This is a genomic window from Pseudomonas sp. GW456-E7 (assembly GCF_059424105.1).
Window position 1 is genome coordinate 17,385 of record NZ_JBWKZB010000016.1, and the last position, 17,800, is coordinate 35,184.

The window sequence follows — 17,800 nt, forward strand, 5'->3', positions numbered from 1 at the left end:
TTACAACCAGAGGTTCAGCAAACGCGCACCCTGGGCGTTGCCGTCGGAAAACTGCTGGCCGTTGCGGCTGAGGAAACTGTACCCGGCGCTGCCCTGATCCCAGAACTGACCCCGCAGGAACACACTCATGCCGGCGACAGCCAGACTGGCCGGTACCCGGGTCGTGAGGGTCAGGCGCTGCCAGGCCTGGCCTTCGCTGACTTCTCCGGGCTTGAGGTTGACCGACGCCGGCTCCGATGAACCCCTGTAGCCACGCCACGGCTGCTCCCAGGTGCCACGGCCGGGAACAAAGGCCGGTACCGCAACCAGTTGTACGCTCTGGTCGTTGAGCTTGAGGTAGTTTTCCGGATACCAGCTGTCGTGGCCGATCAATACGCCCAACCTTCCTGCGGGGGTATCAACGACGTTGAGCGAGTGTTCGGCGTTCGCCTTGATCCCGTTCTGTTCTGCGAAGAACGGGTGCATCTGGCGCTGGGGCTGGCCGATCGGCAGGCCATCGTTGCCGAACACCACACTGCTGTTGTACAGCGCGCCGCGACCGATTTTCAGGGTGCCGTCGATGATGCTCGGTTCGGGCAGCACGATGGAGCCCGCGACCAGCGTCACGTGGAATTCCTTGGCCAATCCTCCGAACAATGCCTGGTAGTCTCTGGCCATCGCCTTGGCTTTCATGCGCAGGTGGGCATCGTCCAGGCGGTTGCCACCCTCGGCGCTGATCAACGCTCTGGCGAACTTCAGGGGATTGCTCACCGCCAGCCAGTTCATGGCCTCCTTGAGGGTGCCGGCCTGATACAACTCATCCTTTTCGCCGCTGACCATCAGCCAGGTACCGACGTGTTCCGGCAACACGACGACGGTCTTGCCGTTCAACAAACCCTGGTCCCGGGCTGCTTGCAGATAGGCCGCGAGTTTACGGTGCAAGCGCTCGGGGCTTTGATAATCGGTAGGAAACAGTTCGGGCTGAATGCCCAGCAGATTGCCACGATCCGCAGGCGTACCCTGGTCGACAGCCAGGTTGATCCGCAGGTCCGAAAGATAGTGACCCACCGGCCGGTCCGCAGCCCACATCGCGTAGGTCGTGAGGGCGGCGAGCAATGCCATGGAGAATGTCAGGTACAAAAGTTTGCGCATGGGGACACAGTTTACAGCCTGGAGCCGGGCGTGGCTTTTGATTTGGAACCGGATCGAGCATAAAGGGAATCAAGGGCTTAGTGGGCAACTTTCAACGCTGACGGTTTTTTCGCGGTCGGCGGCCTTTCTGCGTCGATTTGCAGCAATGAATGACCGGGTTGAGCGCGAGGGGAATTGACGGGGAGGGGGCACCGGTCGCCATCATGTTGCTCGACCGGCCGGGAGGTGAACGTTATTTGGTGACCAGCAGTTCCGGGCCGAGGTAGTTGTTGATCTGGTCGATATCGTCATCGCCCAGGCTGCCCACCGAAGAAGCCAGGCGCAGACGCGACAGCAAATAGCGCACTTTGGCCTCGAACAGATCGTGACGTGCAACAAACAGCAGTTCTTCGGCATTGAGGACGTCCGAGTTGGTACTGGTGCCGCCTTCCTTGAAGCCCTTGCGTGTCGATAACAGTGAGCGTTCGTTGGACACTACGGCCTTCTCCAGGGCGCGAATGCGTTTGGCACCGCTGAGTATGCCTTGATACTCACGGGTGGTTCCGGTGATGACTTCCTGACGCGCGGCGTCAAGCTCATCCAGGGCCTTGTCGCTATTGGCGCTCGCCTGGCGCGTCAGTGCGCTGACGCCGCCACCGCTGTACAGCGGGATATTGACTTCCAACCCGACCGAGCCGTAGTGGTTGCGTTGGTTCAGCTCGGAAAGCGATTGGCTCTCACCCGCGGTGTAGCCGGCGATGAAATCCAGTGTTGGCCAGTGGCCTGCCCTGTTGCGCTTGACTTCTTCTTCGGCGAGGTCGCGGCTGTAACGGCGCGCATGGATCAGTGGACTATCGGACTGGGCCTTGACCAGCCAGTCCTGCAGGTTGCTCGGCAGCAGCGGCGGTGTATCGAAGCTCGGACGCAAGGTGGTCAGCGATTCGGGAGTCTCACCGATATATTCCTCAAGCTTGGCGCGCGCGTTGACCAGGTTGTCCTGCGCTTCGATCAGTTCGGCTTCGGCGAGGTCGCGGCGGGCGGCCGACTCGTCGATGTCGGTGACGGTGCCGGCCCCCAATTCCATGCGCCGTTTCGCCGAGGCGAGTTGTTCATCGAAGGCGCTCAGCTTGGACTTGGCCAGGGTGATGGTTTCGCTGGCCAGGAGCACGTCGAAATAGCTTTCGGCCAGGCGCACCGCGGCGTCCTGGCTTTTGGCATCGAATACCGCGTTGCTGTAGTCGGCACGCTGCTGACCCTGGCGGTACTCGGCCATCTTCTGTTTGTTGAACAGCGGCTGGCGCAGGCGCACGTTGGCGCCCTTGGAGTCGTAGTGCAGATCATTGTCGATGTTGTTCTGGCTTTGAGAGCCGTTGACCTTGTTGTTGTAGGCCGATGCGTTGATCTGCGGCAGCAGGCCGGCCTTGCCGATGGCGCGGTTTTCGCCGCCGGCTTGTTTTTCATGCACGGCGGCCTGGTAGATAGGACCCTGGTACTGTAACAGGTCCCAGGCTTGCTTGAGGTCCATGGCGTCAGCCGGCAGGGCCAACCCCAGCAAGCAGATAAGCAGGCAATGACGTTCCATTTCATTGTTCCTTGAATGAGCTGTCCACGCGTTCGAGCATTGGTTTAAGAAGATAGCTCATCATGTTGCGTTCGCCGGTCTTGATGGTGACGCTGGCGGGCATGCCGGGGCGAATGTGATTGGTGCCAAGCAGGTTCATGCCGTCGGGCGTGACTTCCACCTGGGCCAGATAGAAGGGTTGCTTGCTTTCCTCGTCCATCAGGCGGTCGGCGGAGATGGTCAGCACGCGGCCGGGGATGTTGGGCGTCTTGGCATGGTTGAAGGCCGGGAAGGAAATGTCCACGGGCAGGCCGGGAACCATCTTGTCGATGGCCTGCACGGGAATCATCGCGTCGACCTGCAGCGGTTCGTTGAGCGGAACGATTTCCATGATCTTGAAACCGGGCTGAATGACCCCGCCGACGGTGGCAATGCTCAGGCCCTGGACCATGCCATCGATTGGCGAGCGAATCACCGTGTGGGTCACTTCATAGTCGAGCGCGCGCAAGCGGTCGGCCAGGGTGGTGTTTTCCTTGGCGGTTTCAGTCAGCTGCGATTCGACTTCCTTGAGGTAATCGTGCTGGCGCTGCAGGATGCGCAGCTTGATTTCGGTGGTCTGGCTACGCACGCGGGCGATGTTGTTGAGGTTCTCGGCCTGGCCGGCAGAGAGGTCGGCGTTGCTGCGTTCCAGCTCGAGCAGACGATTGCGCGGCACATAGCCTTCAGCCGACAGCACGCGGGTGCCTTGCAGTTCCTGATTGAGGAAACCGATCTGCGAGGCGCGGGCGCTGTAGACCTGTTGCAGGCCCTTGAGCTGCACTGCCGACGCTGCCAGGTTCTCCTGCAGGATGCTGATTTCGCCAGCGAGTCCGGCGCGGCGGGTGTCCAGCAGGCGCTGCTGCAGGTCCATGGCGGCCTCCAGGCGGTAATCACCCTTGAAGCGCTTGAGCAGCTCGGGATCGTAGGTCACCACATCGCGACCGTCCCGTTCCGCTTCCAGGCGGTTTTCCACGGTCTTGCTGACGATGTACTGGGCGCTGATCGCACCCTCTTCGGCAGCGGCCCGCAACGAGTCGAGGCGGACCACTTCCTGGCCTTTTTTCACGAGATCGCCTTCGCGAACGAGAATGGCCTCCACGGTACCGCCGGTGAGGTGCTGTACGGCTTTGCGATTGTTGGTGACTTTGACTGTGCCTGTCGCGACCACGCCGGCATCCAGCGGTGCCAGCCAGGACCACAGGAGGAAGCCGCCGAAGCCGGCGAGCACCAGCCACACGCCCCATCGTGCGGGTTTACCGACGTCCAGATCTACCACGCTGCGGGGATCGGCAGGAATCATCTCGGTGTGTTGGCTCAATTGCATGATCGGTCACTCCCGTGCTTTGACGGAGGCCAGCGGAGTCGACGCGCCTGCAGGCATCACACTGGCCTTGCGCAGCGCTGCGAATACTTCATCGCGCGTGCCAAGCATCTGCACGCCGCCGTCACGCAGCATCAGCACCTTGTCGACGGCGCAGAGTACGTTGGGACGGTGGGAAATCAGGACGACGGTGGCACCACGGCCCTTGAGTTCGGCCAGCGCATCGACCAGGGCCTTTTCGCCGATGTCATCGAGGTTGGCGTTGGGCTCATCCAGCACGATCAGATTGGGCTCGCCATACAGTGCGCGGGCCAAGGCAATGCGCTGTTTCTGGCCACCGGAAAGCGGGCTGCCATCGGTGCCCAGGCGGGTGTCATAACCCTGCGGAAAACGCAGGATCATCTCGTGCACGCCGGTGATCTTGGCGGCGCGGATGACCGCTTCACTGTCCACTTCGCCAAAGCGTGCAATGTTGTCGGCGATGTTGCCCTCGAACAGCTCCACGTCCTGGGGCAAGTAGCCGAGCCAGGGGCCAAGTTCGCCCTTGTTCCAGGTGAATATGTCTGCGCCGTCCAGGCGCACCTTGCCGGCCTGCGCCGGCCAGACCCCGACCAGCAGGCGGGCGAGGGTGGATTTGCCCGAGGCGGACGGGCCGATGATGCCAAGGCTTTCACCGGGGACCAGGCTGAAGCCCACCCCGCGCAGAATCGTGTTGTTGGTACCAGGGGCACCGGCATACACGTTCTCCACAGCCAGCATGCCCTGCGGCCGCTGCAGCGACATGCTCGGTGGCCGGCGCGGAAAGTCTTCCAGCATCTCGTTGAGCCGGCTCCAGGCCGAACGGCAGCCGAGCAATTGCTTCCACGAGGCGATGACCTGTTCCACCGGACCCAGTGCACGGCCGGTGAGGATCGAGCAGGCAATCATCATCCCGGGTGTGATCTTGCCTTCGATCGCCAGCAGCGCGCCGGCGCCGAGGATCAGTGACTGCAGCGTGATACGCACGAAGCGCCCGGTGCTGCTGATCATGGCGGCGCGGTCGGAGGCCAGGGTCTGCATTTCCAGAATGCGCAAATGGCTTTGGAACCAGCGCTTGCTGATCGACGGCAGCATGCCCATGGCCTCGATGACCTCGGCATTGCGCAAGTTGTTGTTGGCGTATTGGGCGGAGGACATGGCGGCCTGATTGGCTTCGGCCAGCGGCTTCTGCGTCGCCTTTTCAGTGAGATAAGCCAGGCCCATCAGAATCAGGGATCCGATCAGCGTGATCAGTCCGAGCAGCGGGTGGATCAGATAGGCGACCAACAGGTAGATCGGCGTCCAGGGTGCATCGAAGAAGGCGAACAGGGAGTTGCCGGTGACGAACTGACGAACCTGGGAGAGATCCTGCAGGGCCTGGGCCGGATTACCTCCGGCGCGGCTCAGGTTGCGTTCGAATGCAGCGTTGAAAATGCGTCGGTTGAGGTCCATGTCGAGACAGTTGCCGACCCGGATCAGCACCTTGGTGCGGACCATTTCCAGCGTGGACATCAACAGGAAAAGACCCACCACCAGCACAGTCAGCATCGTCAGCGTCGTGACGTTGCGACTGACCAGGGCTCGATCATAGACCTGCAACATATAAATAGCTGGCGTCAACATCATGACGTTTATGACGCCACTGAACGCCGCCAGCATGTAAAAGCTGCGGCGCATGCGAAAAAGGGCGTCGGACAGTTCGGAACGGATGCTCGACTGCTTGGGCATGGTGATCCTCCCACTTCGAAAAGGCGGTTGCCCTTGGAGCGCAACAGCTAACAGTAAATGTAGTCCCTTAAACGACTTATGCACGCGCAGGCTGGTCGCTCTGTGGATGGCGAGTCTTCCGAAATCTCTGCGTTGCTCCCTTATGCAGGAGCGTAGGTCGCGGTGAAACAGTCCGAAATAACATTTCGCTCTATACCTGCACTCAACTTTCTATATGTCTTTTAAAAACAGCTAGTTGTGATCACCAAGCACCAGTCGTCTGTTTTAACGACGTAATATTGACAAAGATTTGCTATGGAACTTTAGTCTTAGTTATCGGGGGGCCCACCCGCCTGAAGCTTGTCATTGTTTTGGCAACGCAAGGTGCGGTGATTTCCCGGAAGGAGCAGAGCATGTCGATCATTGCGTTCTTTTGCAGAGTGAAGGGGCTTTCCAGCAAGTTTGCCTTTACCTCCTGTTTCCATGGCCCGCCCAGGGCGCGTACTCGCTCTGCCTGACCGTTCGGCGAGCCATTCACTACGCGAATTCCAGGCGCGTATCCCGGGTCCCGGGTAACGCCAGCTCTCTCGCTAGAAAACAAGACCAACAAACTGCACAAGCCAGCACGTGACTTGGCGCGGATGGACTTTCTCGTCCCGCGCCTTTACCCAGACAGATCGAGGGCAATCCAAAATGGCCAATTTCAACAAGTCGGACCTGGAGTTCATCCTCAAGCAAATCTTCATCGCAGAAGCGAATGCCGACGGCGCCAGCCTCAGTGATTTGCTTCCCAACAGTCAGGTGCCATTCGGCCTGCGTACCGTCGATGGCAGCTTCAATAACCTGCTCACCGGCCAGAGTGAATTTGGCGCCGCGGACAACGCCTTCCCGCGCCTGCTTGATCCTTCCTTTCTATCGCCGGCTTACGCCGGGACCGGGACGGTGATCGACCCGCAACCACGGATTATCAGTAACCTGGTCGTCGACCAGACCGCCAACAACCCGGCGGCCTATGCCGCAGCTTTCGACCCCGGACTGGACGGAGTGCTCAACTTCGGCGTGGTGGGTGCGGGTAATGACGACGTACTCAAGGATGGCGTAGAGATAGTCACCAGCCCCGGGCTGGATGGCGTGTTCGGCACGGCAGATGACAAGGACGTGTTCTTCATGCCCAACGTGTCGCCAGACGTCGGCCTTACCGCCAGCTTCAACTCGTGGATGACCTTCTTCGGCCAATTCTTCGACCACGGTCTCGACCTGGTTACCAAGAGCGCGACTGACGTCGTATTCGTTCCGCTGCAAGCGGATGATCCGTTATTCGTACCGGGCAGCCCGACCAATTTCATGGTGTTGTCACGTGCCGTGCGTACCGCCGGCGCGGACGGCGTAGTCGGCACGGCCGATGATGGCCAGACCAATACCACTTCGCCGTTCGTCGACCAAAGCCAGACCTACAGCTCGCACCCCTCGCATCAGGTGTTTCTGCGCGAGTACGTCCTCAACGCGGCAGGTGACCCTGTTGCCACGGGGCGCTTGATTACCAACCGCGATCTCGGTGCCGATGGCATATTCGGCACTGCCGATGATGGCGCCGGTAATGGCATGGCGACCTGGGCAGTGGTCAAGGCTCAGGCCCGTGACATGCTCGGCATCAACCTGACTGACGCCGATGTACACAACGTTCCGCTGCTCGCAACCGATGCATACGGCAACTTCATCCGCGGGCCGAACGGCATGCCGCAAGTGGTGATTCGCATCAGTAACGGTGCTGACGGCATCGCCGGGACGGCTGATGACGTCACGCAACTGGTCGAAGGCAACCGGGCTGCTCCGATCAGTCTGGCCAACGCCGTGAGCACCGGGCATGCCTTCCTCGACGACATTGCCCACAATGCTGCGCCGGTCGTCGTCGGTGGCGTTCTGCAGGCGGATGCCGACACTGCAGTCGGCAATGCGCAGCCTGTTGGCCCAGGTGGCAACAACCTGACCTATGACAACGAACTGCTCGACTCCCACTACATTGCCGGCGACGGCCGGGTGAACGAGAACATCGGCCTGACCACCGTGCACCATGTGTTCCACTCCGAGCACAACCGCCTGGTCCAGCAGTCCAAGGACACCATCCTTGCCTCCGGTGACCTGGCCTTCCTCAATGAGTGGCTGGCTGACGACGTGACTGCGATACCGACTACACCCGCCGAAATCGCGGCGCTGGTGTGGGACGGTGAACGCCTGTTCCAGGCCGCCAAGTTCGGCACCGAGATGCAGTACCAGCATCTGGTGTTCGAGGAGTTCGCGCGGACCATTCAGCCACAGGTCGACGAGTTCCTTGCGCCCAACGGCTATGACACCTCGATCAACCCGGCGATCCTCGCCGAGTTCGCCCACGTGGTTTACCGCTTCGGCCACTCGATGTTGACCGAGACCGTCGATCGCTTCGACCCCGCATTCAATCCGCTGCTCACTGATCCGAACAATCCGGACTCGCAACTGGGCCTGATTGCGGCCTTCCTCAACCCGCTGGCGTTCGCCGGCAGCGGAGCGACCGCGGACGAAGCGGCAGGGGCGATCATTCGTGGTGTGACTCGCCAGGTCGGCAACGAGATCGACGAGTTCGTCACTGAAGCCCTGCGCAACAACCTGCTTGGTCTGCCGCTCGATTTGCCGGCCCTGAACCTGGCACGTGGTCGCGACACTGGCATCCCTACCTTGAATGAAGCGCGTCGTGAGATGTACGCATCGACCGGCGACAGCCAACTCAAGCCGTACATCAGTTGGGCTGACCTGGTGGACCACCTCAAGCACCCCGAGTCGCTGGTCAACTTCATCGCGGCCTATGGCACGCATGGCACGATCACGTCGGCAACCACGCTGGCAGAAAAACGCGCTGCAGCCCTGGCGCTGGTATTCGGTGGCGCGGGTTCGCCTGCAGACCGCCTGGACTTCCTCAATAGCACCGGTGCCTGGGCCAACGTGACTCAGGCTGGCCAGGATGGCGTGCTGGGTACCGCAGACGACGTCACGGGTGTGACCATCACGGGCCTCGACGATATCGACTTCTGGGTCGGCGGCCTCGCCGAGCAGAAAATGCCGTTCGGCGGCATGCTCGGCTCGACGTTCAACTTCGTGTTTGAAACCCAGATGGAGGCGTTGCAGAACGGCGACCGTTTCTACTACCTGTCGCGTACCGCGGGCCTGAACTTCGGCACTGAGCTTGAGAACAACTCCTTTGCCAAGTTGATCATGCTCAACTCCGATGTCACGCACCTGTCGAACACCGTGTTCCTGACGCCGACGTTCACCCTCGAGGTGAATCAGGCCAACCAGTTCACCGGCTTGGGCGTGGACGGCAGGGCCGATCCGACGGGCGGCATCATGATCAACGGCGTGGAGGTTGTGTCGCTGGTGATTCGCGACAACCCCGAGACCGTAGGTCCGGATACCAACTATCTGCAGTACACCGGTGAAGACCATATCGTCATGGGCGGCACCGCCGGCAATGACATCATCATTTCCGGTGAAGGCGATGACACCCTTTACGGCGACGGCGGCAACGATCGCCTCGAAGGCGGCGCCGGGAACGACGCGGTACTGGGCGGCGCGGGTGATGACATCATCAGCGACTCGTTCGGCGACAACCGTCTGGAAGGTAATGATGGCAACGATGTGATCGTGGCCGGCAGCATGCTGGTGGGTGGCAACCTGATCCTGGGTGGCGACGGCCAGGACTTCATCATCACCACTGAAGACATCTCCCTTTCCTTCGGCGGCCAGGGTGACGACTTCATCCTCGGTGCCAAGACCAACCTGCCGGCTACCGGTGGCGAAGGCGATGACTGGATCGAGAAGGGCACCCAGGACGGTGCGCCTGGCGATAACTTCTCGCCGCTGCTCAATGACGAGGTGATCGGCAACGACATCTTTACGGGTGGTGGCGGTTTCGACGAAATGATCGGCGAGGGTGGCGATGACATCTTCGTTGGCAGCGATGCCCAGGACAAGATGGACGGCATGTCCGGCTTCGACTGGGTGACCTACAAGAACGACAGGGTCGGCGTGACCGCTGACCTGAGCATGGCCGCGCTGGCGCAGCCACACGGCAATACGCCAAACCAGAACGCCGGGGTGTTCAATCCGGTCGGCGCCTCGCCGGCCTCGATTCTCGACCGTTTTGCCGAGGTCGAGGGCTTGTCGGGTTCGAGTTTCGGCGATGTGCTCAAAGGCGATGATGTCGATGCCGACACCATCATCAACCACGGTGGTGCCACGGGCAGTGCGCTGACCAATGTTGCGTTGATCCGCGGACTGGACCAGTTCCTGGCTGATGCCGGCTTGCCGGTCACCGGCTTTGCCACTGGCAACATCATCCTTGGCGGCGATGGCAGTGACCTGATCGAGGGTCGTGGTGGCGATGACCTGATCGACGGTGACAAATGGATCAACGTCAGGATTGCCGTTTATGACCCGGCTGACGTCAACCATACCGGTCCCGAAATCGCCTCCTTCGACAGCATGGTCGATATGATCCCGTTCATGCTGGATGGCAGCATCAACCCTGGTCAGCTCAAGGCCGTGCGGGAGATCCTGCCCGGTACCTCGACGGGTGGGGCGGCCTTCGACACCGCCATTTTCTCCGGGCTTCAGGACGAGTACACGGTGACCGTCGACGACCGCGGCACCGCCGATCTGGCGGACGACGTCTATACGGTGACAGACAGCGTAGCGGGCCGCGACGGCGCCGATACCCTGTTGCATATCGAACGCCTGCAGTTCTCCGATAACCAGCTAGTGCTGGTGGATGGGCTCAATGCCCAACCGACTGGCAGTCCGACTATCACCGATGGCAACGGCGGCGCGATCGTCGTGGGCGACACGCTGACTGTCAGCGTGGCCGGGCTGCGCGATGCCGACAACATCACGGCGGGTAATCCGCTGGGCTTGATCAACAGTTCCGTGTCCTACTACTGGCAGTTCGAGGCAACTCCAGGCAGCGGCGTTTTCGAGGACATCATCCTGTTGCCGGCCGGTGACCTGGCATTCCAGAGTGCCGACGGCACCACGTTCAAGGTCTCTCCCGACCTTGCCGGGCTGTCGTTGCGCGTCAAGGCGATCTACCAGGATGCTCATGGCACGACTGAAATGATGTTCTCGCAACCGACTGCCGTGGTGGCTCCCGGCACGCCGGTCGTACCGACGGCGCCGGTACCGGTGGTGGATGCCACCGCAGGTGGTGCGGGTCTGCACATGGTCCGCTCCGACCTCAACTTCATTCTTGACCAGATCAAGATTGCCGAGGCTGATGCGGCCGGTCAGGACATCCTCTCGCTGATCCCGAACATCCGTGCACCGCTGGGCCTGCGTACGGTCGATGGGTCGAACAACAACCTGTTGAACCTCAACGGCAACAATCACACCGAGTTTGGTGCCGCCGACAACCTCTTCCCGCGCGTGAGCGATCCGGTCTTCAATCCGGCGGAAGGGGGGACGTCGTATACCCAGAGCAGCGGCCTTGTGATTGACTCGCAGCCGCGCACCATCAGTAACCTGATCGTCGATCAGACCGCCAACAACCCGGCGGCCTATGCCACTGCTTTCGACCCGGGCGCGGACGGTGTGCTCAACTTCGGCCTGGCGGGTAATGACGACGTGCTCAAGGATGGCGTATCGATAGTCGCCAGCCCCGGCCTGGACGGTCAGTTCGGTACTGCCGACGACCGCGATGTATACCTGTTCGAGAACACCACGGCGGATGCGGGGCTGTCAGCTCCGTTCAACGCCTGGATGACCTTCTTCGGGCAGTTCTTCGATCATGGCCTGGACCTGGTGACCAAAGGCGGTTCGGGCACTGTCTTCATTCCGCTTCAGCCGGATGATCCACTGTTCGTCCCAGGTAGCCCGACCAACTTCATGGTCCTGACCCGTGCGACCAACCAGCCAGGGGCGGATGGCATTCTCGGCACCGCCGACGACATCCATGAGCACACCAACACCACCTCGCCGTTCGTGGACCAGAACCAGACCTACAGCTCGCACCCGTCGCATCAGGTGTTCCTGCGCGGTTATGAACTGACCGCCGACGGCCCTGTCGCGACAGGCCGGTTGATCACTAACCGTGACCTGGGGGCGGATGGCACGTTTGGTACCGCCGACGACGTTGAAATCGGTGGCATGGCAACCTGGAAGGTGGTCAAGGCGCAGGCGCGCGATGTGCTGGGCATCAACCTGACCGACGCCGATATCGACAGCGGCCCGCTGCTGGCGACTGACGCCTATGGCAACTTCATCAAAGGGCCGAACGGCTTCCCGCAGATTGTCATTCGGGTAAACAACGGGGCAGACGGCATTGCCGGCACCGCCGATGACGTCACTACGCTTGTCGAAGGCAATCCGGCCAGTCCGGTCAGCCTCGTGAACGCAGTGCGCACTGGCCATGCCTTCCTTAACGACATCGCCCACAACGCTGTACCGGTCGTTACCGGCGGGGTTCTGCAGGCGGATGCCGACACCCTTGTCGGCAATGCGCAGCCTGTTGGCCCAGGCGGCAACAACCTGACCTATGACAACGAACTGCTCGATGCTCACTACATCGCCGGCGACGGTCGGGTCAACGAGAACATCGGCCTGACCGCGGTGCATGCGATCTTCCACTCCGAGCACAACCGCCTGGTCCAGCAGACCAAGGACACCGTGCTCGATTCGGGTGACGTGGCCTTCCTCAACGAGTGGCTGCTCACTCCGGTGGTCACCTTGCCAACCACCCAGGCTGAGTTCGATGCGCTGCAGTGGAATGGCGAGCGCTTGTTCCAGGCTGCCAAGTTCGGCACCGAGATGCAGTATCAGCACCTGGTGTTCGAGGAGTTTGCGCGGACCATCCAGCCCAACATCGACCTGTTCTTTGCACCGACCCAGGTCTATGACGTCGACCTCGATCCTTCGATCGTCGCCGAGTTCGCCCACACCGTGTACCGGTTTGGCCACTCGATGCTGACCGAGACTGTCGATCGCTATGACATCGACTTCAACGTGATAGGCGATCCGGCCAGCGCCAATCCCGATCAGCAACTGGGCTTGATCGCGGCGTTCCTCAACCCGTTGGCGTACGCCGCCAGTGGCGTGTCGCCAGAGGATGCGACCAGTGCGATCATCCGTGGGGTGACCCGGCAAGCCGGTAACGAAATCGACGAGTTCGTCACCGAGGCGCTGCGCAATAACCTGCTCGGCCTGCCGCTCGACCTGCCGGCGATCAACATCGCCCGTGGCCGCGACGTGGGGATTCCTTCACTCAACGCGTTCCGCCGCGACATCTACAGTCAAACCGGTGACACCCAACTCAAGCCGTACAACAGCTGGGTCGACCTGGTGCAGCACCTCAAGCATCCGGAGTCGTTGATCAACTTCATCGCCGCCTATGGCACGCATGACACGATCACGACGGCGACCACGCTGGAAGGCAAACGCGCTGCAGCGATGGCGCTGGTCTTTGGTGGTGTGGGGGCCCCGGCTGACCGCCTGGACTTCCTCAACAGCACCGGTGCCTTTGCCAACGTGACGCTGCCCGGCAGGGATGGGATCGCGGGCACTGCCGATGACCTGAGAAATGTCACGATCACGGGCGTCGATGCCATCGATATGTGGATCGGCGGCCTGGCCGAACAGAAAACTCCGTTCGGCGGCATGCTCGGCTCGACCTTCAACTTCGTGTTCGAGAACCAGCTGGAAAAACTGCAGGACGGCGATCGCTTCTACTACCTGGAGCGTACCTCTGGCCTGTCGATGAATGCGGAGCTGGAAAGCAACTCGTTCGCCAAGCTGATCATGGCCAACACTTCGGCCACGCACTTGCCGGGCCTGGTGTTCTCGGATCCCGGGTTCTACCTGGAAGTGGATCAGGGCAGGCAGTTCAACGAAGGCCTGCTATCCGTCGATCCGCTCGGCCCGAACGGCGAGCAGGTGGTGTTCCGCGACAACCCGCTGACAGTGGGCGCGGACACCAACTACATCAAGTACACAGGTGATGAGCACATCGTGCTGGGCGGCACCGAGGGCGCAGACATCCTCCTCTCCAGTGAAGGCGACGACACGGTCTGGGGGGATGGCGGCAACGATCGCATCGATGGCGGTGACGGCAACGACCAGCTGCGTGGCGGCGCTGGCGACGACATCATCACCGATACCGGTGGCGACGATAACCTCCAGGGTGGCGACGGCAACGACGTGCTGCACGGAGGCAACGGCGTCAACCTGATCATTGGCGGGTTCGGCAACGACTTCATCGTGACCGGTGAGGACGCCTCCGAAGCCATTGGTGGCCAGGGCAACGACTTCATCCTGGGCAGCAAGGCCAACGAACAGGACATGGGTAACGAAGGCGACGACTGGATCGAGAAGGGCACTTCGGACGGTGCACCTGGCGACAACTTCGACCCGCTCGGCAACGACCCTGTGATCGGCCACGACGTCTACATCGGTGGTAACGAGAACGATAAGTTCAACGGTGAAGGCGGTGACGACATCATGGTCGGCAGTCTCGGCATGGGTGACCGCTATATCGGTGGCTCGGGCTATGACTGGGCGACCTTCAAGGATCTCGCCCAGGGCGTGAGCGTCGATTTCAGCGACCGCTTCTTCGATGTGCCACCGATGCCGGGTTCGGGCGCTTCGGCGCTGGTGCGTTTCGACATCATGGAAGGTCTGTCGGGTTCGACCCACGGTGACTACCTGCGCGGTGACAGCGAAGATGCAACATCGCTGCCTACGGCGGGTGCAACCGGCAGTGTGCTGACCAACATCAGCCTGATCGACGGCCTGGCGGGTCTGTTGCCAGCCGGAGCGACGTTCTTCGACGGTGGCAACATCATTCTCGGTGGTAGCGGCAGCGACCTCATCGAAGGCCGCGGTGGTGACGACATCATCGATGGTGACAAGTGGCTGAACGTGCGCATCAGCGTACGGGCGAATGCTGATGGAAGCGGCGCGGAGATCGCCACGTTCAACAGCATGGAACCCCTGGTGCCGTTGATGCTCAACGGTACTTACAACCCGGGCCAGTTGGTCATCGTGCGGGAGATTCTGACCGGCACTGACAACTTCGACACCGCGGTGTATTCCGGTAATGCGTCGGAGTACAGCGTCACCCTCGACGGCAATGCCGTCATCGTGACCGACCTGGTGGCGGGCCGTGATGGCGTGGATCGCCTGACGGGCATCGAGCGCCTGCAGTTCGCTGACCAGGCGCAGGCGTCCGGTGTCGGTACCGCAGTGAACAGCGGTCCTGTGGGGCGTCTGGCGATCCTTGATAATGCCACCGGTGCGCGTGAGGATACGCCTGTCGCCGGCCAGCTGTTGCGCGTCAGCGATCAGTCGGTCCGGGACCTGGACAGCGTGAGTGCAACCAATCCGACCGGTGCGGTTACCGGTGCGGTGTCTTACTACTGGCAGGTCGAAACCGTTGCCGGTTCGGGCATCTATGAAGACATCACCATTATCGCCGCCGGCGAGGCATCGCGGGTGACGGGCACCACCTATCTGGTGGCGGATGATGTCGCTGGTCTGAACATCCGTGTTCGGGCGGTTTATCAGGATGCCGACGGTACGCTGGAGTTCGTCGATTCGTCGGCGAACAACACACCGACGGCAGGTCCGAGCATCCTCGGGCTGGCCACGCAGAACCAGGTGTTGACCGCTGACCCATCGACCATCATCGATGTCGATGGCCTGAGCAATCCGCAGTTCACCTTCCAGTGGCAGGAGACCAACGGGGTCAACTTCGTCAACATCGCCGGAGCCACCGGCAGCACCTTCACGCTCGGCCAGGCTCAGGTCGGCGATCAGGTGCGCGTGGTGGTCAGTTACATCGATGACTTCGGTGTCGCCGAAAGCGTTGCGTCCGATGCCACGGCACCGGTGGCCAACGTCAACGATGCACCGACAGGTGCGTTGCTGATCAGCGATACGACACCGACTCAAGGGCAGGTGCTGACCGCACAGACGGCCGGGATTGCCGATCCGGACGGGCTGGGCACATTCAGCTTCCAGTGGCAGCAAGGTACCGGGACTACCTTCACCAATATCGCTGGCGCGACCAACGCTACGTTCACCCCAGGTGCGGCACAGGTCAACCAGCAAATCCGGGTGATCGCACGCTACACCGATGGCTTCGGCACGCTGGAGTCGGTGACCTCTGCGGCGACGGCGCTGGTCGTGCTGCTGGGTGCGGTGCAAACGGGTGACGCCCTGGCGAACACTCTCAACGGTACCGCCGGTAGCGATGTGCTGTTTGGCTTGGGCGGGAACGATACGCTCAATGGCCTGGGTGGTGTCGACCAGTTGTTTGGCGGCATTGGTGATGACTCTCTCAGCGGCGGGGATGGCAACGACTTCCTCAATGGTGAGGATGGCAATGACTTCCTCAATGGCGGAGCGGGTAATGACCAGATGCTGGGCGGTGTCGGCAACGACACCTACCGCGTCGACTCGGCCGGGGATGTGCTGACCGAGTTGACCGGCGAGGGTGCGGATTCCGTGCAGACCACGCTGACCAGCTTCACACTGGGCGCCAACGTGGAGCACATGATCTATCTCGGCACCGCCAACTTCACCGGCAACGGCAACGCGTTGAACAACATCATTACCGGTGGGACGGCCAATGACACCCTCAACGGCGCTGACGGCAACGACACCTTGCTCGGTGGAACCGGCAACGACTTCCTCAATGGCGGTACGGGCAATGACCGGATGGTCGGTGGCGCCGGCAACGACACCTTCCGCGTCGATTCGAGCGGAGACCAGGTGGTCGAGACGGCGGGTGAGGGTGCGGACTCCGTACAGACGACACTCAACAGCTACACACTGGGTGCCAACGTCGAGCACATGATCTTCATCGGAACCGGCAACTTCACCGGCAACGGCAACGAGCTGGCCAACGTCATCACCGGCGGGGTGGGTAATGACACCCTCAACGGCGCTGGCGGCAACGACACCTTGCTCGGTGGAATCGGCAACGACTTCCTCATTGGCGGTGCGGGCAATGACCGGATGGTCGGTGGCGTCGGCAACGACACCTTCAATGTCGATTCAACCGGGGACCTGGTGACCGAGGTGGCAGGTGAGGGTGCGGACTCCGTACAGACGACACTCAACAGCTACACACTGGGTGCCAACCTCGAGCACATGATCTTCACCGGAACCGGCAACTTCAACGGTACCGGCAACGCGTTGAACAACATCATTACCGCTGGAACCGGTAATGACACGCTCAACGGCGGTGACGGCAACGACACCTTGCTCGGTGGATCCGGCAACGACTTCACCATTGGTGGTGCGGGCAATGACCGGATGGTCGGTGGCGTCGGCAACGACACCTTCCATGTCAATTCGAGCGGAGACCAGTTGGTCGAGACGGCGGGTGAGGGTGAGGACTCCGTGCAGACGACACTCAACAGCTACACCCTGGGTGCCAACGTCGAGCACATGATCTTCACCGGCGTCGGCAACTTCGTCGGCACCGGCAACGCGTCGAACAACGTCATCACCGGCGGGGTGGGTAATGACACCCTCACCGGCGGCGACGGCGGCGACACCTTGCTGGCCGGTGCAGGCAACGACATCCTCGATGGCGGTGCCGGCAACGACGCTATGACGGGTGGTGCCGGCAACGACACGATGAATGCCAGCGCTGGCGACGATGTCTTCGTGTTCGGAGCGGCCTTCGGCAACGACCGGATCATCGGCTTCGATACCGACGCGGCGGGTGGCCAGGATCTGCTCAACTTCGTCGGGGTCGGCATCACGGCTGCGACGTTCAACAGCAGTGTCAACGTCTTCGACCAAGGAGCGGATACGTTGCTCACCTTTGGTGCCGGTTCCATCACCCTGGTAGGTGTGGGAGACCCGAACAGCATCTCGGCCTCGGACTTCATCCTGGCCTCTTGATGTTCTGACAGGCACTGTCGCAAGGAGCGTGGACCACGGAGGGGAGGGCAATGGATGCCCTCCCTTTCTTCTTCCACTCGGTTTTCCGGGTGCCAGCAGCGTACTGGAGCTCG

General features: G+C 61.4%; 5 protein-coding genes. 1 reads left to right on the forward strand and 4 read right to left on the reverse strand.

Annotation, left to right across the window (positions count from 1 at the left end; all coding sequences use genetic code 11):
• From AC07YV_RS12710 to AC07YV_RS12725, 4 genes are all read right to left on the reverse strand, one after another.
• Complete coding sequence (locus tag AC07YV_RS12710; RefSeq protein WP_102702174.1) at window positions 1-1,131, reverse strand: carbon-nitrogen hydrolase family protein; 1,131 nt, start codon at window positions 1,129-1,131, stop codon at window positions 1-3.
• Between the two features lie 232 nt (window positions 1,132-1,363).
• A complete protein-coding gene (locus AC07YV_RS12715) occupies window positions 1,364-2,692 on the reverse strand; it encodes a TolC family outer membrane protein (RefSeq protein WP_102702173.1) in 1,329 nt (442 codons plus the stop codon).
• Between the two features lies 1 nt (window position 2,693).
• Window positions 2,694-4,034: an HlyD family type I secretion periplasmic adaptor subunit gene (locus tag AC07YV_RS12720; protein ID WP_102702172.1), complete on the reverse strand. Its 1,341-nt coding sequence runs from the start codon at window positions 4,032-4,034 to the stop codon at window positions 2,694-2,696.
• Between the two features lie 6 nt (window positions 4,035-4,040).
• The gene (locus tag AC07YV_RS12725; protein WP_102702171.1) at window positions 4,041-5,777 is read right to left on the reverse strand and encodes a type I secretion system permease/ATPase; all 1,737 of its coding nucleotides are present in this window, start codon (window positions 5,775-5,777) and stop codon (window positions 4,041-4,043) included.
• Between the two features lie 672 nt (window positions 5,778-6,449).
• On the opposite strand from AC07YV_RS12725, the gene AC07YV_RS12730 reads away from it, so the two are divergent.
• Window positions 6,450-17,687, forward strand: coding sequence for a peroxidase family protein (locus tag AC07YV_RS12730; RefSeq protein ID WP_494990301.1), 11,238 nt, complete (start codon window positions 6,450-6,452; stop codon window positions 17,685-17,687).
• Window positions 17,688-17,800: the final 113 nt, after the last annotated feature.